Raw genomic sequence first — 16,712 nt, 5'->3', positions numbered from 1 at the left:
CCCTGGCAGCGCTCCCCCCGGTTCACCTGCTCACCGCGGCCTTGTGCTCCGCGATGAAGCCGCGGTCCGCCACCACGGCGTGTCCTACGACGGCGATTCCGGCCATGATGACGGCGATGCAGCAGTACCGCGTCTTCCTGTTGATTTTCATACGGCACCCCCCAAAGATTAAATTCGACCAATAGTGGATAACACAGGGGGAAGGGTTGTCAACAAAAGTTGACGAGACAGGAGGGATGCAACCGATGTTGCTGCGCGGAATGCCGGCAACGGGCAAAAAAAAAAGTCCCGGATCGCTCCGGGACTTTTTTATGCGCTGCTGATGTTGATTCGCTATACGCGGGACACGTTCGCGGCCTGCAGACCTTTCGGCCCCTTGGCAACTTCGAAGGTGACGCTATCGCCTTCAGCAAGGGATTTGAACCCGTCGCCGGTGATGGCGGAGAAATGCACGAACACGTCGTCGCCATTCTCCTGCTCAATGAAACCAAACCCCTTGCTGTCGTTAAACCATTTTACAGTTCCGTTAACCATTTACTTTTACCTTCTCCATGTCTTTCTGCTGATATTCGTCCGGCTCATCCGGACCTTCGACACATTAACAGCTTGGTTCCGACAAAGCAAGCATTTAAATTTTCGCCTTTTTCCCCGACCTTGCTACTGCGCCAGGTTCACCACGATGTCGAGTCCGTCGATGGTGAGCGTCGTCACCGCGCCTGCGCCCACCACGGTGGAGAGGTTGCGCACGAAGATCCGCCTTCCGTTCAGGAACGGGAAGGTCCTGGTATCGTTGAAGAAGTTACTGGGGATCTCGTCGGTCTCGCTTACGCCGTAGAGCGCCTTGCCGGAGTTCAGCGAGTCCTTGATGCTCACCACGTGCGTCCCCAAAACGCCGTCGACGCTGGTGATCACCGCCATCGCCTGCCGGTAGGGGGAGGGCTGCAGCACCGTGAGCGTGAAAGAAGGTTTCTCAATATACCTGGTGGTGCTGATGAACTGGGCGCTTTCACTCCCGATGGAGAGCGTGCTCGTGGTCGTGGTCCCCAGGGTGCTCGCAGCGGTGTGGGTCACGGTGACCTTGTCGCCGTTTTGCACCGCCCCGTCGCTGTTCGTCGGGGTGCCGCCGTTCACCGAGTACTTGCTGTCCCCTCCCACCGAACCGGTGACGCTGATCGGGCTCGTGGAGCCGGTGAGCCCGGAGACGGTGATCTGGGCGGAGGTCACCTGGGCGCCGGGCTCCGTTCCGGGCACGGCGGCGAAAGAGAAGGAGTCGGGGGTGGTCGGGAGCCGCTGGTACTCCGGCAGCCATTCTACCTTGCCGCAGCCGGCTACGGTGAAGATGAGCAACAACAGGAAGGTCTTGAAAAGGGCGCTGCGGCGCATGCATGGCGCGCGGTGCGGACCTGCGTTCAGGGTTTCCATGGCATATCCTCGTGTATTGGAAGGTGCGAAAGCTGGATACTACTCAAAGAAGGGGGCGTTGACAAGGGCTACTCTTTGCAGAGCCCCTTGAACGCCTCTCGCAGCGCGGAAAGCTTGTACGGTTTCTGGATGAAACCTGCGATCCCCTTGCCCAGAAACTTGTGGATCACCTCGTGTTCGGTGAAGCCGCTGGAGATGATCACCCTGACCCCTGGATCGATGCGGCGCAGTTCCCGGAAGCACTGCTCCCCGTCCATCTGCGGCATGGTCAGGTCGAGCAGCACGACGCTGATGTCGTTGCGGCTTTTGAAAAGCTCAACCCCCTGCAACCCGTCCGCCGCGGCCACCACATCGAACCCCAGCTCACGCAACATCTCGCTTGCCAGGGAGCGGATGGTCTCCTCGTCGTCGATGAGGAGCACGGTCCCGCTACCCTTCCATGGCACGGAGTCACCATCCCGATGGTTGCTGGTGGCGGCAGGTCTGTCTCCGGCAGGAAACATCACCTTGAAGGTGCTTCCCTCCCCCGGCTCGCTGTATACCCGGATCGCCCCGCTATGCCCGCGCACGATGCCGAGGACGGCAGCCATGCCCAGTCCCCGTCCGGTGAACTTGGTGGTGAAAAAGGGCTCGAAGATCTTGCCGATGGTATCCCGGTCCATGCCGCAGCCGGTATCGGCGACCTCAAGGAAGACGTAGCGCCCGGGCGGAACCGGGTCGGAAAGCCACCCCCCCTTCAGGTATTCCGGGGTCACTTCGATGCAGCCGGTGGACAACGAGATCACCCCGTTTCGATCGCCGATCGCCTCGGAGGAGTTGATCACGAGGTTCATCACCACCTGACGGACCTGGGTCGCATCGACGGTCACCGCGGGAAGCGGGTGTTGCAGGTGGTAGCGCAGCGCCGCCTTCTTGGAGATGGAGACGCTCAGCATGTGCCCCATCTCCTCCACCAGCCGGTTCAGGTCGAGCTCCTCGGTGACGAAGCGCCCCTTGCCGGAATAGGCGAGCATCTGGCGCGCCAGATCGGCGGCCCGCGACGCCGCGGTCTCTATGCTGCGCAGGTTTTCCACCGCCGGTGACTCGGGGGAGAGACGCATCAGGGCGAGATCGGCATTACCGACGATCGCGGTGAGGATGTTGTTGAAATCGTGGGCTATCCCACCGGCCAGTACGCCCAGGCTCTCCAGCTTCTGGGTGTGCAGCATCTGCTTTTCGAGTTTAAGACGCTCTTCCTCGGAGTTTTTGCGCTCCGTGATGTCGTGCACGGACCAGACCACCCGCTCCCGTGCCATGGGGGCGACGCTCCCGGCGAACCAGACCTCTTTCCCGCCTATGGAGAGCTGGTATTCGACCGTTACGGTGCGCCCCGTCTCCTGTGCCTCGTGGATCGCGGCGAGAAAGGAGTCGGCCTGCGCCTTAGGAAAGATCTCGTGCAGGCGCTTGCCCAGCAGTTCCGCGGGGGGGCGGTAAAGGGTGTTCGTCCCGGTGGGGGCGATCTCGAGGTAGCGTCCTTCCGCGTCCAGGACCAGGATGACATCGGTCAGGGAGGCGAAGATGGAACGAAACTTCTCCTGCGAGGACTTAAGGGCCTCCTCGGCATGCTTGCGCTCCGCCACCTCGACCTGCAGCAGAGCGTTGGACTCCGAGAGCTCCCGGGTCTTCTCTTCCACCATGTGCTGCAAAAGGATGGGTTGGCGCAGGAACCACCAGGCGAGGAGCGCGCAGAGGGAACTGAGGAACAGGATCAAGAGCAGCTCCAGGGCGACGAAGCCACCCAGGTGCCACCCCTGCACCGGCTCGACCGAGACGGTCCAGGCGCCGTTGGGGACGGCAACCTCCTGGCTTACCGGGTTGCGCAGAGGGCTCCCCACCGACCAGAAGACCTCTTTCTTCCCCGTCTCCGGGTTCGTGCGTGAGATCTGGTAGTTGTAATCCTGCCCCAGCACCTTCAGGTTCGAGCTGTGCAGGAAATCCTGCAGGCGCAGCATGGCAACGGTGAAGCCCCAGAAGCGCTCGCCCCCCTCTTCCTTGATAAAAACGGGGAGTCTGCCGACGACGGCCTTGCCTCCTCCCTGGATCAGGTCGAAGGGGCCTGCGAGGGTGAGCTTCTTGGTGCGCAAGGCAAGAAGCGCCTCTTTGTTGCGCCGGTTGTCGGCAAGCAGGTTGTGACCGATGGCTTTTTCGTTGCCGGTGAGGGGAACGACCTGGCTGATGATCCCACGGGGGGCAAGCTGGAGGGCGCTGGTACCGGGATAGAGTTCGAGCATTTCCCGGGCTATTTGGGGGAAATTGGAAATTTCACCGTCACCCTGCCGGATGAGCGCGGCGAGGGCGTAGGTCGAGGAAAGGGCGCGGTTCAGGTTGTCCCGGATGCCGTGCGCCACCTGGGCGGTGAGGTCGCCTGCCGCCTGGCGCCGACTCTGCACGCGGTTCTCCTCGTAGAGCCAGACGATGGTGCCGCTCACCGCCGCGCCGAACAAGAAGGCGGCAATAACGGTCAGTACCAGTCTGGCGCTGCAGGCGGGGCTTTTATGCACTTTTTGGTGCTGAATGTTGTCTTGCATCGGCTCCACTTTTGCCGGTCGGGGCCTGCACCGACGGCAGCCTCAAAGCCTCATTTCCGCCTCCCACTCAATACATTAAATGGGAAGGGTACGCCAGCAAAAAAGTAAAGAACCTGTATACCTCACTCCAACCGGTCCAGAAGGCGCAGCAGGCCGTCCAGGATGGTGAGCGGGTGCGGCGGGCACCCCGGGATGTAGAGGTCCACCGGGATGAGTCCGTCCACGCCGTCGTGCACCTCGGAAGAGCCGATGAAGGGGCCGCCGTTGATGGCGCAGGCGCCGCAGGCGATGACGAGCTTAGGTGCCGGGATCGCCTGGTAGGTGAGCAGGAGCGCCTCGCGCATGTTCTCGGTAACCGGCCCGGTGACCCAGAGGGCGTCGGCATGGCGCGGGCTCGCCACGAACTGAAGGCCAAAGCGGCCGAGGTCCCAGCCGATGGTGGAGAGGACGTTGCTGTCCGCTTCGCAGGCGCCGCACCCGCCGGCGACGACGGAGCGGAACTTGAGCGATCTGCCGAAGATGGAGAGCATCTTCTTGTCGAGTGCGCGGGCCAGGCGCCGCTCCTCACCCTCCCGGATTACGAGGTCCTCGCGCCGGTTCGCCGCAAGGCTGTGGTCACCCGAATAGGAGATGGCGCCGTGCGGGCAGGCGGCGGAGCACTCGGCGCAGAAAAGGCACTTGCCGAGGTCGACGCTTAACCCCTTGTCGCAGCCGATCGCCCCGACCGGGCAGGCGTCGGCGCAGAGGCGGCAGTCGGCGGGACAGAGCGAGCCCTTGAGCTCCGGGTACCCCCGAAAGCGTTCGGGAAGCGGCAGCGGCTTTTTCGGGTACGCCATGGTGCGGTGCCCCTGCTTGATGCGGGCGAGTACGGCCTTGATCATGATACGACTCCTGTCGATCCCCTACAGGTCGACCCCGCAGTAGGAAAGGTTGAAGCTCTTGTTGCAAAGCGGGAAGTCCGAGATCTGCCCGCCTCTCAGCGCCATGGCGAGCCCGCTCCAGTTGTGGAAGGAGGGGTCGGTCACCTTGTAGCGGGAAAATGCCCCGCGCGCGTCGGTGAGCGCCACGTGACACACCTCGCCGCGCCACCCCTCGGTGAGGGCGACGGCGAGACATTCCGCGGAAACCTCCCCCACCGCGCGCCGCGTCGCCCCACCGGGCAGCTGGGCCAACTGTTCCTCGATGAAATCGAGCGACTTCTCCATCTCCAGCCAGCGCACCATGGTCCGGGCATAGACGTCACCGCTCTTTCCGGTCTCCACCGGGATCTGGCTCATGCTGTATATGCCGAAGGGGTGGTCGCGCCGGATGTCGCGGTTCAACCCGCTCGCGCGCGCCGCGGGCCCCACAAGGCCTAGCTCCAGGGCGGTCTGTTCGCTCACGACACCGGTCCCCTCGAGCCTTGCCAGCACGGACGGGGTATCCCAAAGCAGATCGATGGCGTTGGTCACCTCGTCCCGGGCGGTCCTGATCCGGTCCGCGAGCTGGCGCGCCCCATCGGCGGAGAGATCGAAGGCGACGCCGCCGGGAACCACCAGGTCGCGCCCGAAGCGGCTGCCGCAGATGCCGGCGGTCATGTTGAGGAAGTCACCGCGGATCCTGCCGCAGAAGGAAGCGGTGGGGAGGTAGCCCACGTCGCCTGAGATAGCACCCAGATCCCCGGTGTGGTTCGCCAGGCGCTCCAGTTCGAGGGCAATGCCGCGCACGGCCTGGGCGCGGGCCGGAGGCGCCGTCGCGGCGAGCGCCTCCACGATCATGGCGTAGGCGGTTCCGTGGCCGATGGTGGTGTCACCGGCCATGGTCTCGGCAAGCTTTCTCATCCTCTCGCCCGGGCGCCCCTGCATCATGCGCTCGACGCCTCTGTGCTGGTAGCCGAGCGAGACCTCCAGGTGCATCACCTCCTCGCCGAAACACTGGAAGCGGAAGTGCCCCGGCTCGATGATGCCGGCGTGCACCGGCCCCACCGCCACCTCGTGCACCTCGTCCCCCTCGACGCGATAGAAGTCCATGATGCCGATGGTCGGCGGACGGTGCGGGGCCGACCCGGGAAGCGAGCCCAGCGCCGGTGCGAAACGGACCGGCTTTGGCCAAGGGTGCCCCTCCGGGTCCAGCGAGAACTGCTCCGCTATCTCACGCTCGAAGAGATGGAGCTGCGGCGCCTCGTCGGTCAGGGAGTAGAAAGATTTACCCGTGACCAGCGTGCTCATGACACCTATGGTCGCGTGGCTCTTAAAGGAGAGGAGGCAGTAAAGCCTCACCCCGTCCTCGGCCTGCACCCCGAAGTAGGAGACCACGCGCCAGCCGCCGGAAAGAGCCGAGAGCAGCGCCTGGGCGAAACGATCCGGGGCGTGCTGCGGGACCTCGCGCAGGGAAAGGGTGCCGCCGTTTTGCGTGAAGACCATGGAAGGGGTCATGCCTCACCTCCCAAAAGTGCGGCGGCGTCATGCAAGAGCACCCGCAGCGGCTCGGGTATCCATACCCCCAGGACCAGCACGATCCCCATCAGGATGAGCGGCGGGAACACGGTCGGGAAGGCGTCGCGATAACGGGTGCGCTCCAGGTCCTTCGGGACCTCGCCCAGGACCACCGGGAGCACGGTCGAGGCCATGCCGATGAAGATGAGGGCCAGGAACAGCAGGAAGAGCGCGCCGGTCACGTGGTTTCCCTGCCCGAAGGCGGAGGAGACGATGAGGAACTCGCTCACGAAGGGGGCGAAGGGGGGTGACCCGGTGATGGCAAGAAAGGCCGCCATGAAGAGCGCCCCGGACCATGGGGTGCGCCGGATCGCGCCGCGCACGAACTGGGTGCTCTTCGAGTTGTAGGCGCGGTGGATGTTGCCGCAGGCAAGAAAGAGCACCCCCTTGGTGAGGGAGTTGTTGATCATGTGCAAAAGCCCCGCGAAGAGCGCCCCCTTGCCGAGGCCGAGCGCCACGGTGATGATGCCTACGTGCTCGACGCTCGAGTAGGCGAGCATCCTCTTGAAGTCGCTCTGGCGTGCCATGAAGACGGCGGCGAAGGCCATGGAGACGAGCCCCATGACGAGGAGCACCTGCTGGAAGAGTGCCCCTTCCGTTGAGGCGACCGCGATCTGGTACACCCGCAGGAGGGCGAGGAGCGCACAGTTCACGAGCCCACCCGCAAGGAGGGCACCAACGAGCCCCGGGGCCTCGCCGTAGGCGTCCGGCTTCCAGGTGTGCAAGGGGGCGAGTCCCATCTTTGAACCGAAGCCGACCAGGAGGAAGATGAAGGCGGCGTGGCGCCACCCCGGGTGGAGCGCGGCGGCGTTGCCGATCAGGGTCGGCAGCAGAAGGGTCACCTCCTGCTTTGCGACGATGGTGGAGTAGGCAAGAAAGAAGAGCCCCAAAAGGGCGATGGCGATCCCCACCGAGCAGATGAGGAGGTATTTCCAGGTCGCCTCGATGGAGCGGGCGTTGTGGTTGAAGTAGATGAGGGGCGCCATGGTGAGGGTGGTCGCCTCGAGGGCGATCCATAGGAGCCCCAGGTGGTGCGAGATGGCGACGAGCGAAGTGGCCGACAGGCAAACGAGGAGCGATGCGCAAAGGACCCGGTTCGGGCGTTTGAGCCTATAGGCGAGGTAGCCTACGGCGTAGAGCGAGCAGACCGTGAAGAGGATGGAGTTGCCCGCGAGCACCAGCTTGCCGAGAGCATCGAGCAGGATCCAGCCGCCGGGGGACGCCGCGGGGGCCTCGGCGATGAGCACCATGGTGATGGCCAGGTGTGCTAGCGAAACGACCGGGAGCACCCAGGCGCGCCGGCGGTTGTCCGGGACGAGCCAAGTTAACGCGGAACCAACAAGCGGGAGAAGAACCAGGGCCCACATCATGCAGTTATTCCTCCCTCAGCGCGGAGAGTCTCGAGGTGTCGATGCTCGAAAACTCGCGGCTGATGTGATTGATGACGATCCCCATGACGAAGATGCCGACCAGGAGGTCGAGAAGCGCCCCCGCCTCCACCATGACCGGCATGGCGTCGGCAAGGAGCAGGCCGAACAGGAAGATACCGTTTTCCATGAGGAGGTAGCCGAGCACCTGGGAGATCGCCTTGCGCCGCCCCATGAGGACCAGGAAACCGCACATGAGGGTCGCCGCGGCGGCAGGGACCACGAGGAGCCCCTCGTGCTCGGGGGCGAGCGGAAGCTTCGCCGCGAAGATGAAGGCGAGCGAGGTGAAGAGCGCACCGAGGACCAGGGACGGGATGTAGCCGATGAACGGGGAAAACTCCCGCTCGATCTCCGCCTTCTTGATGGCGCGGATGATGAGGGTCGGGATCAGCGCCCCCTTGACGAGGACGATGCTCACCACGATGAAGGCCAGGTGCCAGGAGAAGGGGTGCACGAGCGCCGGGAGGACGCCCAGCAGCACCCCCTGCACGGCGACGCTTCGCACCGAGAAGGCGAGGCGGCTCGTGCCGAGGACGGCGAAGTTGATGAGGAGGCAGAGTACGAGGAGCTGGTCGGCCAGGGAATTCATGTTGTCACCTCACTACCAGGACCAGGGAGAACGCGGTCAGGATCAGGGCGGCCACGAGAAGCTGCGGCACGCGGATCAGCCTCAGGCGCGCCATCACCGACTCGACCACGCCGATGGCGACGGCAAGCCCCAGCATGCCGCAGGCGAAGATGCCCCAGTCGAGATAGCCGTTACCCGAGGAAAAGGGAAGCGCGATGTTCACGAAGAGCGCGCCCAGGAGATAGAGCTTCAGGGCCGCGCCGTAGAGGATGCAGCAGAAATAGGGCCCGCTGTGGTCGAGCACCATCACCTCGTGGATCATGGTGAGCTCCAGGTGGGTGTTCGGGTCGTCGAAGGGGATGCGGCAGTTCTCGGCAAGGACCACCACGAAGAGCCCGGCCAAAAGCAGGATGAGAGCGGCACCGGTGGCGAGCCATACCGGGAGTGTCACGTGCTGCAGCATGGGCGTGAGACTCATGGTCCCCGAGAGCCTCGTCAGCGTAATGAGAGCGAAGAAGAGGGTCGGCTCGGCGAGGCAGGAGAAGGTGACCTCGCGGGCCGCCCCCATCCCCTCGAAGCTCGAGGCGGTGTCGAGCGCCGCGGTCGTGGTGAAGAAGCGCCCCAGGGCGAAGAGATAAGCGAAGAGGATCATGTCCCCCTCGAAGGAGATCGGTGCGGCGTGTCGCCCGAGAGGTACCAGAAGCGAGGCGAAGAGGGTCGCGGCGAGCGTCACCACGGGACCGGCGCGGAAGATCCAGGTCGTGCTATCCGAGAGGACGATCCCCTTTTGCATCAGCCGCCCCATATCGTAGTAGGGCTGCAGAAAGGGGGCGCCGACCCGGCCCGCGAAGGCCGCCTTGGTCTTGCCGATCACCCCGAGAAGCAGCGGGGGCATGGCGAGCACCAGCGCCATGTGGAAGATTGTGTCGATCATGTCCGACTCCTGTTCGCAATCATGCTCGCATAATTCAATGCACCCACAAAAGAAGCAGCATCAGCGTCACGAAGATGTAGAGGATGTAGATCTGCACCTCGCCGTGCTGCAGCCTTCTGAGGAAGGCACAGGCGACCCCCGCGATGTTCAGGAACGGGAGCACCACCCGATGCAGCAGGGTCTCCTCCGGCGCGTAACTGAGCCTCGCCGCCGCCGGGGCAAGTCCCCGCACCGGGTCGACATGGAGCCGGGTCCGGATCAGGGCGCCGGAGAGGGACGAGAAGAAGACGCCGAAGGAGCTGCCGGTGTACTGGATGCGCGGCGAAGGGCGCAAGTAGCCGCATCCCCAGGTGGGCCCAGAGGTCGAGCATCCCTTCACCCTCCCCTGCAGGAAGAGGTACAGGACGGCAGCCAGGATGATCACGCTTCCCCCCGCGACGGCGAACCAGACCGGGGGGACCGGGAGCGCCGAGACAAGCCCGGTGTCCGGGGCGAGCACCCTCAGTGCCGGCTGCACCAGCGCCATGAAGACCGGCGGGAAAAGCCCGCCCAGAAGGGAAAGGGCCGCGAGGAGGCCGATCGGGGCGAGCATTGTGACCGGCGCCTCGTGTCCGTGCGCGGCGGCTTCGGTGCGGGGTTCGCCCAGAAAAGCGATGCCGTAGAGTTTCACGAAGGCGATCACCGCAACGCCCCCCACCATGGCGAGGACCGGCGCCCCGAGCGCGATAAAGGGCGTTGCGGAGCGGGCCTCCCCGAAGAAGCCCAAGTAAAGGAGCATCTCGGAGGCGAAGCCGTTGAAGGGAGGGAGACCGCAGATGGCGATGGAACCGCACAGGGCGAAGAAAGCGGTGAAGGGAAGACGGCGCGCGAGTCCCCCCATCCGGTCGAGGTCGCGGGTCCCGGCGGCGTGCATGACGCTCCCGGCGCAGAAAAAGAGCAGCGGCTTGAATATGGCGTGGTTCAGGACGTGGAACAGCGCGGCGGCAAGCCCCAGGAAGGCGAGGCGCGGGTTGCCGCTCCCCTCCCCCAAAAGGAAGAGGCCGATGCCGGTGGTGATGATCCCGAGGTTTTCGATGCTGCTGTAGGCGAGCAGACGCTTGATGTCCTTTTGCGCCGAGGCGACGCAGATCCCGGCGAGGGCGGAGGTGAGCCCCACCGCGGTGAGGAGCGCACCCCACCAGAGCGGGCGTTCCGACACGAAGGACATGACCCGCAGCAATCCGTAGATCCCGACCTTGAGCATCACCCCGGAGAGGAGCGCGGAAACGTGGCTCGGAGCGTTGGCGTGCGCCGACGGGAGCCACAGGTGGAGCGGCATCATCCCCGCCTTGGAACCGAAACCGGCCAGGGCGAGCAGGAAGAGGACGCTCGTGACGCCGCCGGCAACGGCCAGGGACTGCGGCGCCGGAAAGGAGAAGCTCCCGGTGATCCAGAAGAGCGAGGCGAAAAGGGCCGTCAGCGCCGCCCCCCCCAGGTGGCTCGCCACCAGGTACACGATCCCGGCGCTTCTCACCTCTTTCTCGCCATGCTCGGCCACGAGCAGGAAGTAGCCGGAAAGCGCCATCACCTCCCATGCCATCATGAAGAGAAATCCGTTTCTCGCTACGACCACCAGGGCCATGGCGCAGGCGAGGAGACCGTAGAAAAAGGTGACGCTTTTTTCGGAATTATGGGAGTTTGCGGGCCAGTAACCGAGGGCGTAAAGGGAGCCTGCAGGGAAGATGAGGAAGATTGGTATCAGAAAGAATAGAGAGAGAGGGTCGAGGGCGACTTCGCAGGGGCCGAAGGGGAGGTTCCAGTTCAGGGTGAAGCTTGCTTCTCCACCGCCGATGAGCAGGTAGAGAATGGAAGGCAGCGCGAGAATTGAGCTTGTCAGTGCCGCTACCGAGGCCAGCCGCTGTCCCAGTGTTCCGTGTCTCAGAAAGAGACCGGGCAACCCGGAACAGCCGGCTAAAACTATTGCGCAAAGGACCAGAAATGCCGGGTCCCGCATCATGTCAAAAAACAACATAACCCACCCTTTCGAACCAGGAACGGATCGCGAATCTGACCATCGAGTTTCAACCTTCCGCGGCGTTCACCACGAAGCGGAAGGGGAGCAAAGCTGCCGGTACTGCCGCCCCCCGTGCGGCACGGCACGAAGTGCCGTTACTGTTTACAGGGGTGACAGGGACCTCAACATACTCCCTGAATATCGATTTGTCAAAAAAAGATTATTAATCTTGAAGCAGCGCCGATAAAACAACCGTACCGCTCAAGTTCCTTGTTTTCCTGCCGACTGGGGTTATCATTAAGCCACACGTCCATCCATTCCGAACGATGTTATACAAAATACCAGATTCATGGTTTTTTTCATCCACTGTCGGCACAGATTACGAAGAAAAAGGGGTTCAGCGCGGCGTCCTGAAGTATCGCTTCCGGGATACCATAAAGCCTGTCCACGAAGTGCCGCAGATACCCCCGCGTCCTCCCCTTTGCGAAGGGGAGACAGAGGGGATTTGCCTTGTTAGATCGCAGAACCACTAGCAGAGGTGGTCTTGGAAAAAACCAAATCCCCCCTGCCCCCCCTTCGCAAAGGGGGGAACGTTGGGGCTCGTGCAGCACTACGTGGGCAGTTGAATCCTGATTCCCAGCAACTTTTTGAACAACTAAACAAAAGGAGGGTGACGTGAAGAGTCACGTTTGGCGACCGCTCGTCGTCGTGCTGGTGGTGATCGCCCTGGTGCTGGTGGCGCGCAAGCTCCTGGTGCCGGCCGACTTCGGCGTCGGTGCGCGGGGATACATGTACGGCTGGCACCGCGCCGGCAACGAGCAGCAGTGGAAAGAGGTGGCGGTGAAGTACAAGACCGCGCAGCACTGCATGCAGTGCCACCGCGACAAGTACGACGAGATGAAGGAGTCCCCGCATCGCAACATCAACTGCGAGAACTGTCACGGGCCCGCCCTGAACCACCCGGACGATCCCCACACCCTGACCATAGATCGCAGCCGCGAACTCTGCGCGCGCTGCCACACCCGCCTCCCCTACCCCGGCAGCAACCGCGGCGTCATGAAGGGGATCGATCCGAAGACGCACAACGTTGGGCTTGACTGCGTGACCTGCCACTGGCCGCACGATCCCAGGAAGGAGGGACACAAGATATGATCACCAGACGATCCTTCTGTAAAAAATCGCTGCTCATCGCCGGCGGCCTCGCCGTTCCCCTCGCCGCGCTGGAACTCTTCGATCCGCGCAAACTTCTCGCCGAGAAGGACCAGAAGGGGCCCCGTTGGGTGTTCCTGGTGGACACCCGCAAGTGCGTCGGCTGCGGCTTCTGCGTCAAGGGGTGCAAGGTGGAGAACGAGGTCCCTTACGACGCCAACGTGACCCGCACCTGGGTCGAGCGCTACGTGGTCACCAACGACGGCAAGACCCACATCGACTCCCCGAAGGGGGCGCGCGACGGCTTCCCGGAAAAAGGGATCGACATCGGCCACGGCAAGCTGGAGGAGATCAGGGACGATGACATCGAGAAGGCGTTCTTCGTGCCGAAGCTGTGCAACCAGTGCGACAACCCGCCCTGCGTGCAGGTCTGCCCGGTGGGAGCCACCTACCAGACCGCGGACGGCGTGGTGCTCGTCGACCGCAAGTGGTGCATCGGCTGCGGCTACTGCATCATGGGGTGCCCGTACGGGGTGCGCTTTTTCCACCCGGTCTACCACGTGGCCGAGAAGTGCAACTTCTGCTACCACCGAATCACCAAGGGGATGCAGACCGCCTGCGTCGACAGCTGCGCCTTCGGCGCCCGGCGCGTGGGGAACCTGCGGGACCCGGAAGACCCGGTGACCAAGGTGATCATGACCGAGCGGGTGAACGTGCTTAAGGAAGAGTACGGAACCAAGCCGCAGGTGTTCTACCTGGGGCTCTCCAAGGAGGTGAAATAGCCATGGTGCACGGAGAAGCCTGGACCATAAAGGAGTTTTTCACCTATCCCAACGAGTACATCTACTGGACCATCCAGATCGTCATGTACCCCTTCATGACCGGCCTCGTGGCGGGCGCCTTCGTACTCTCCTCGCTGTACCACGTCTTCGGGGTTAAGCAGTTGAAAGACATCGCGCGCTTTTCGCTGGTCTTCTCGTTCGCGCTGTTGCCCGTCGCCATGCTGCCGCTTTTGATGCACCTGCAGCAGCCGCTCAGGGGGATCGAGGTGATGATGACGCCGCACTTCACCTCGGCCATCGCCGCCTTCGGCATCGTCTTCAGCACCTACGGCATGATCGTCGCGTCCGAACTCTGGTTCGTTTACCGGAAGCACTTCGTCGAGACGGCGCAGGAACTGAAGGCGCTGCCGCAGCCGGGCACTGTGGACAAGCTGCGCTGCCTCCTCTTCTCGGTCCTCACCCTCGGCGCGTGGGACATCTCACACGAGGCGCTGGAGGCGGACGAACGCGCGGTGAAAAAGCTCGCCGCGGCGGGCATCCCGGTCGCCTGCTTTCTGCACGGCTACGCCGGTTTCATCTTTGGCTCGGTAAAGGCCAACGCCCTCTGGATGACGCCGCTCATGCCGGTCATCTTCATCTGTTCCGCGGTCGTCTCCGGTATCGCTCTTTGCATCCTCACCTACATCCTCACCATGGAGATCAGGAAGCAGTTGGCGCTCAGGCGCCGGCTAGCCCATCCCGAGATACCCTCCATGGAGGAGCTGAAGAGCGCCGAGGCGCACGTGGTCGCCATGACCTCGCGCTACCTCCTCATGTTCATGGTGGCGGCGATCACACTGGAGCTTCTCGACCTGATCTTCAGGGGGTACACGGCGGTCAAATCGTGGGACATCCTGCGGAGCGTCATCTACGAGCGGGACTTCGTGAACATCTTCGTGATCCAGTACGGGCTAGGTAACCTGGTCCCCTTCTTCCTCTTCCTGATCCCCGGGCTCACCATCAGACGGGCCACGGTCGGGACGGTGCTCGTGCTTTTAGGGGTCTTCATGATGCGCTGGAACGTCGTCATCGGCGGGCAGGCGTTCTCGTCGTCCTTCTCCGGGTTCATGCACTACGTCCTGCCGATTTGGCCGACCAGCATGGAGACCCTGAAGGAAGGGCTCTTCGGCGCCCTCATCGTCGCCATAGTTCCCTTCTGCATCTTCTACATCTTGAACAAGGTCATGCCCGTGTTTAAAAAGGCGTAAAGAGGTTCTACGTTCTATGTTCTAGGTTCTACGTTGCCCCCCCTCGCCCTTCGGGCCTTCGCCCACCGTAGGGCTTCGGCCCGCATGCGGGAGAGGGGCTGGGGGTGAGGACTGGGGCGGCGCTCACCTGAGGGGCGCTTCCCGTTATTGCCCCTCAGGTGAGCGCGAGCAGCAGCACCAGCGTGAGGAAGGTATAGAAGATGTAGATGTTCAGCCTGCCGTGCTGCAACCTGCGCACCGGCGCGGCCTTCTCGAAAAGGTACTCCAGGAAGGGAAGGTAGATCTTCTCCAGCGTGGTCTCGGGGACGTGACTCGCGCGACTGGAAGCTCCCGGGAAAAGCCCCTGCACCTCTTCCCGATGCTCCTCCGGACGGAGCATCACGGAAAACCAGCGCACCACCGTGGAGCCAAACGATGAGGCGGTGTATTGCATCCTCGGCGATGGCCTAAGATAACCGCACCCCCAGGTGGGGCCGACCTGTACCGGCAACTTGGCGGCACTCCTGGCAAAGAAAACCCAGAGCAGTACGAGCAACAGAATCAGCCCCAATCCGAGCAAGGAAATCCAGTTGAAGGGGACCAGGTTCCAGATCCCCTGCGAGGAGAGCGCACCCCGGTACTCAACGAGCGCCTGATTCAAAAGATGCCCGAAGAGCCCCGGGAAAAGCCCGATCAGCGCGCAGCACAAGGCAAGCACCCACATCGGCGCCAGCATCCCCGCCCCCGCCTCTTCCCCACCGTCATGCGCACTCGAGCGCGGCGCCCCCAGAAAGACCACCCCGAAGACCTTCACGAAGCAGGCGACCGCCAGCCCCCCCACTAACGCGAGCACCGGTGCGGCAAGCGCCGGAAGCAACCCGGCGACGCTGCCGGCAGTGCCGACGGCGCTGAATGAGCCCAAATAGACCATCAGCTCGCTCACGAAGCCGTTCAGAGGCGGAAGTCCGCAGATGGCGACCGCCCCGACCAGGAAAAAGAGCGCCGTGTAGGGAAGCCGCCGCGAGATGCCCCCCAAAAGGTCGATCTCGCGGGTGTGCGCGGCATGGATCACCGATCCCGCCGACAGGAAGAGCAGCGCCTTGAAAAGCGCGTGGTTCATCACGTGCAGCAGCGCCCCACCCGCTCCGAGCGCCACCAGCGCAGGTCTCCCCTGGCTGTCGCCGATCAGGGCGATCCCCAATCCCATCATGATGATGCCGATGTTCTCGATGCTGTGGTAGGCGAGAAGCCGTTTCAGGTCATGCTGTCCGATGGCGTAGACGACTCCGACAACGGCGGAGACGCAGCCAAGGAGCAGAACCAGTCCCCCCCACCAGACCGGCGGCGCCGCGAAACCTGAGAAGATGCGCATCATCCCGTAGATGCCGGTCTTCAGTACCAGCCCGGAAAGGATCGCGGAAATGTGGCTCGGCGCGTTGGCGTGGGCTGAAGGGAGCCAGATGTGCAGCGGCATGACGCCCGCCTTCATCCCGAAACCGACGAGGGCGGTGAGGAAGATGCCGGTGGCGATGGGGCCCACGGCAGGGAGTGTCCCCTCGGCCGGGAAAAGGTAGGCGCCGGTCGCGGCGTTGATGAGCGAGAAGGTGGCGAAGAGCGCCAGCGCACCGAGATGCGCCGTGATCAGGTAGAGTGTCCCCGCCTCCCGCACCTGCTCCTTCTCGTCTTCGGCGGTGAGGGCGAAGTAGGCGGCGAATGCCATCACCTCCCAGGCCATGAGAAAGAGCATCATGCTCTTCGCGATGAAAAGCATGGTGAGAGAGGCCCCGAGCAGCCCCAGGAAAAAGGTGAGCTTCCCGCCGTGCGCCGGATGGCGGTCCACGGGCCAGTAGGCGGCGCCGTAAACCGCGCTGCAGCCGATCACGGTATAGACGGGAAGCAGGAAGAAGGCGGAAAGGGGATCGACGCCGACCTCAAGGTCGCCGAAGGGAAGCCCGGAGGGGAGCAAAAAGCTGCCGGAAACAGGGTGCAGGAGGGCGAAGAGGGCGCCGGCAAGGCCTAGCAGAGAAGCGGCCGCCATGAAGGCGACGCCGATCTTCTGGGCGGGACGCGACTCCTTCTGCAGCAGAAGCGGGATCCCGGAGACGAGCTGACAGCCACCGGCGAGCAACAACAGTACAAGGGACGTCGCAGGCTCGCCGGTGAGGAACAT

General features: G+C 63.5%; 14 protein-coding genes. 3 read left to right on the top strand and 11 right to left on the bottom strand.

The genetic code is table 11. From position 1 onward, the window contains the following. Window positions 1-22: 22 nt before the first annotated feature. The 10 genes from E4633_RS20890 to E4633_RS12905 form a co-directional block, all read right to left on the bottom strand. The gene (locus E4633_RS20890; protein ID WP_281276775.1) at window positions 23-151 is read right to left on the bottom strand and encodes a hypothetical protein; all 129 of its coding nucleotides are present in this window, start codon (window positions 149-151) and stop codon (window positions 23-25) included. 182 nt (window positions 152-333) lie between these two features. Beyond that, on the bottom strand, window positions 334-534 hold the full coding sequence (locus E4633_RS12945; RefSeq protein ID WP_135870683.1) for a cold-shock protein: 201 nt from the start codon (window positions 532-534) through the stop codon (window positions 334-336). Window positions 535-657: 123 nt separating this feature from the next. Continuing rightward, entirely contained in the window at window positions 658-1,422 is a 765-nt protein-coding gene (locus E4633_RS12940; protein WP_246038106.1) for a hypothetical protein, read from the bottom strand. Between the two features lie 68 nt (window positions 1,423-1,490). After that, on the bottom strand, window positions 1,491-3,989 hold the full coding sequence (locus E4633_RS12935) for a response regulator (protein ID WP_135870682.1): 2,499 nt from the start codon (window positions 3,987-3,989) through the stop codon (window positions 1,491-1,493). 122 nt (window positions 3,990-4,111) lie between these two features. Then, window positions 4,112-4,870, bottom strand: coding sequence for an NADH-quinone oxidoreductase subunit B family protein (locus E4633_RS12930; protein ID WP_135870681.1), 759 nt, complete (start codon window positions 4,868-4,870; stop codon window positions 4,112-4,114). 21 nt (window positions 4,871-4,891) lie between these two features. Continuing rightward, on the bottom strand, window positions 4,892-6,403 hold the full coding sequence (locus E4633_RS12925) for a hydrogenase large subunit (RefSeq protein WP_135870680.1): 1,512 nt from the start codon (window positions 6,401-6,403) through the stop codon (window positions 4,892-4,894). Beyond that, the gene (locus tag E4633_RS12920; RefSeq protein ID WP_135870679.1) at window positions 6,400-7,833 is read right to left on the bottom strand and encodes a proton-conducting transporter transmembrane domain-containing protein; all 1,434 of its coding nucleotides are present in this window, start codon (window positions 7,831-7,833) and stop codon (window positions 6,400-6,402) included. Before E4633_RS12920 ends, E4633_RS12925 begins: the two co-directional genes overlap by 4 nt. A gap of 4 nt (window positions 7,834-7,837) precedes the next feature. Then, window positions 7,838-8,479 (bottom strand): hydrogenase, encoded by a 642-nt coding sequence (locus tag E4633_RS12915; protein ID WP_135870678.1) that lies wholly within the window; start codon window positions 8,477-8,479, stop codon window positions 7,838-7,840. 4 nt (window positions 8,480-8,483) lie between these two features. Next, entirely contained in the window at window positions 8,484-9,392 is a 909-nt protein-coding gene (locus E4633_RS12910; RefSeq protein WP_135870677.1) for a respiratory chain complex I subunit 1 family protein, read from the bottom strand. A gap of 34 nt (window positions 9,393-9,426) precedes the next feature. Beyond that, a complete protein-coding gene (locus E4633_RS12905; protein WP_246038104.1) occupies window positions 9,427-11,403 on the bottom strand; it encodes a proton-conducting transporter transmembrane domain-containing protein in 1,977 nt (658 codons plus the stop codon). Window positions 11,404-12,060: 657 nt separating this feature from the next. Here E4633_RS12905 and E4633_RS12900 point away from each other — a divergent pair. Genes E4633_RS12900 through nrfD form a run of 3 tightly spaced genes read left to right on the top strand, consistent with a single transcriptional unit; the run spans window position 12,061 to window position 14,563 of the window. Then, the gene (locus E4633_RS12900) at window positions 12,061-12,537 is read left to right on the top strand and encodes a multiheme c-type cytochrome (RefSeq protein WP_135870676.1); all 477 of its coding nucleotides are present in this window, start codon (window positions 12,061-12,063) and stop codon (window positions 12,535-12,537) included. Continuing rightward, entirely contained in the window at window positions 12,534-13,316 is a 783-nt protein-coding gene (locus E4633_RS12895) for a 4Fe-4S dicluster domain-containing protein (protein WP_135870675.1), read from the top strand. The genes E4633_RS12900 and E4633_RS12895 overlap by 4 nt, the downstream gene beginning before the upstream one ends. A 2-nt stretch (window positions 13,317-13,318) precedes the next feature. Next, entirely contained in the window at window positions 13,319-14,563 is a 1,245-nt protein-coding gene (nrfD, locus tag E4633_RS12890; protein ID WP_135870674.1) for an NrfD/PsrC family molybdoenzyme membrane anchor subunit, read from the top strand. Window positions 14,564-14,717: 154 nt separating this feature from the next. On the opposite strand, the gene E4633_RS12885 is transcribed toward nrfD, so the two are convergent. Then, window positions 14,718-16,712 carry a proton-conducting transporter transmembrane domain-containing protein gene (locus E4633_RS12885; protein WP_135870673.1) on the bottom strand — a complete coding sequence of 665 codons (1,995 nt, stop codon included), beginning with the start codon at window positions 16,710-16,712 and terminating at the stop codon, window positions 14,718-14,720.

This window comes from Geomonas terrae, assembly GCF_004791675.1.
Classification (GTDB): Bacteria; Desulfobacterota; Desulfuromonadia; order Geobacterales; family Geobacteraceae; genus Geomonas; species Geomonas edaphica.
This window is presented reverse-complemented; position numbering and strand designations above follow the sequence as displayed.

Bases quoted from the DNA above. Each gene is read 5' to 3' on its own strand.
- E4633_RS20890 (WP_281276775.1), bottom strand. From the start codon at position 151: ATGAAAATCAACAGGAAGACGCGGTACTGCTGCATCGCCGTCATCATG.
- E4633_RS12885 (WP_135870673.1), bottom strand. From the start codon at position 16,712: ATGTTCCTCACCGGCGAGCCTGCGACGTCCCTTGTACTGTTGTTGCTC.
- E4633_RS12895 (WP_135870675.1), top strand. From the start codon at position 12,534: ATGATCACCAGACGATCCTTCTGTAAAAAATCGCTGCTCATCGCCGGC.
- E4633_RS12945 (WP_135870683.1), bottom strand. From the start codon at position 534: ATGGTTAACGGAACTGTAAAATGGTTTAACGACAGCAAGGGGTTTGGT.
- E4633_RS12920 (WP_135870679.1), bottom strand. From the start codon at position 7,833: ATGATGTGGGCCCTGGTTCTTCTCCCGCTTGTTGGTTCCGCGTTAACT.
- E4633_RS12935 (WP_135870682.1), bottom strand. From the start codon at position 3,989: ATGCAAGACAACATTCAGCACCAAAAAGTGCATAAAAGCCCCGCCTGC.
- E4633_RS12925 (WP_135870680.1), bottom strand. From the start codon at position 6,403: ATGACCCCTTCCATGGTCTTCACGCAAAACGGCGGCACCCTTTCCCTG.
- E4633_RS12940 (WP_246038106.1), bottom strand. From the start codon at position 1,422: ATGGAAACCCTGAACGCAGGTCCGCACCGCGCGCCATGCATGCGCCGC.
- E4633_RS12905 (WP_246038104.1), bottom strand. From the start codon at position 11,403: ATGTTGTTTTTTGACATGATGCGGGACCCGGCATTTCTGGTCCTTTGC.
- E4633_RS12930 (WP_135870681.1), bottom strand. From the start codon at position 4,870: ATGATCAAGGCCGTACTCGCCCGCATCAAGCAGGGGCACCGCACCATG.
- nrfD (WP_135870674.1), top strand. From the start codon at position 13,319: ATGGTGCACGGAGAAGCCTGGACCATAAAGGAGTTTTTCACCTATCCC.
- E4633_RS12915 (WP_135870678.1), bottom strand. From the start codon at position 8,479: ATGAATTCCCTGGCCGACCAGCTCCTCGTACTCTGCCTCCTCATCAAC.
- E4633_RS12910 (WP_135870677.1), bottom strand. From the start codon at position 9,392: ATGATCGACACAATCTTCCACATGGCGCTGGTGCTCGCCATGCCCCCG.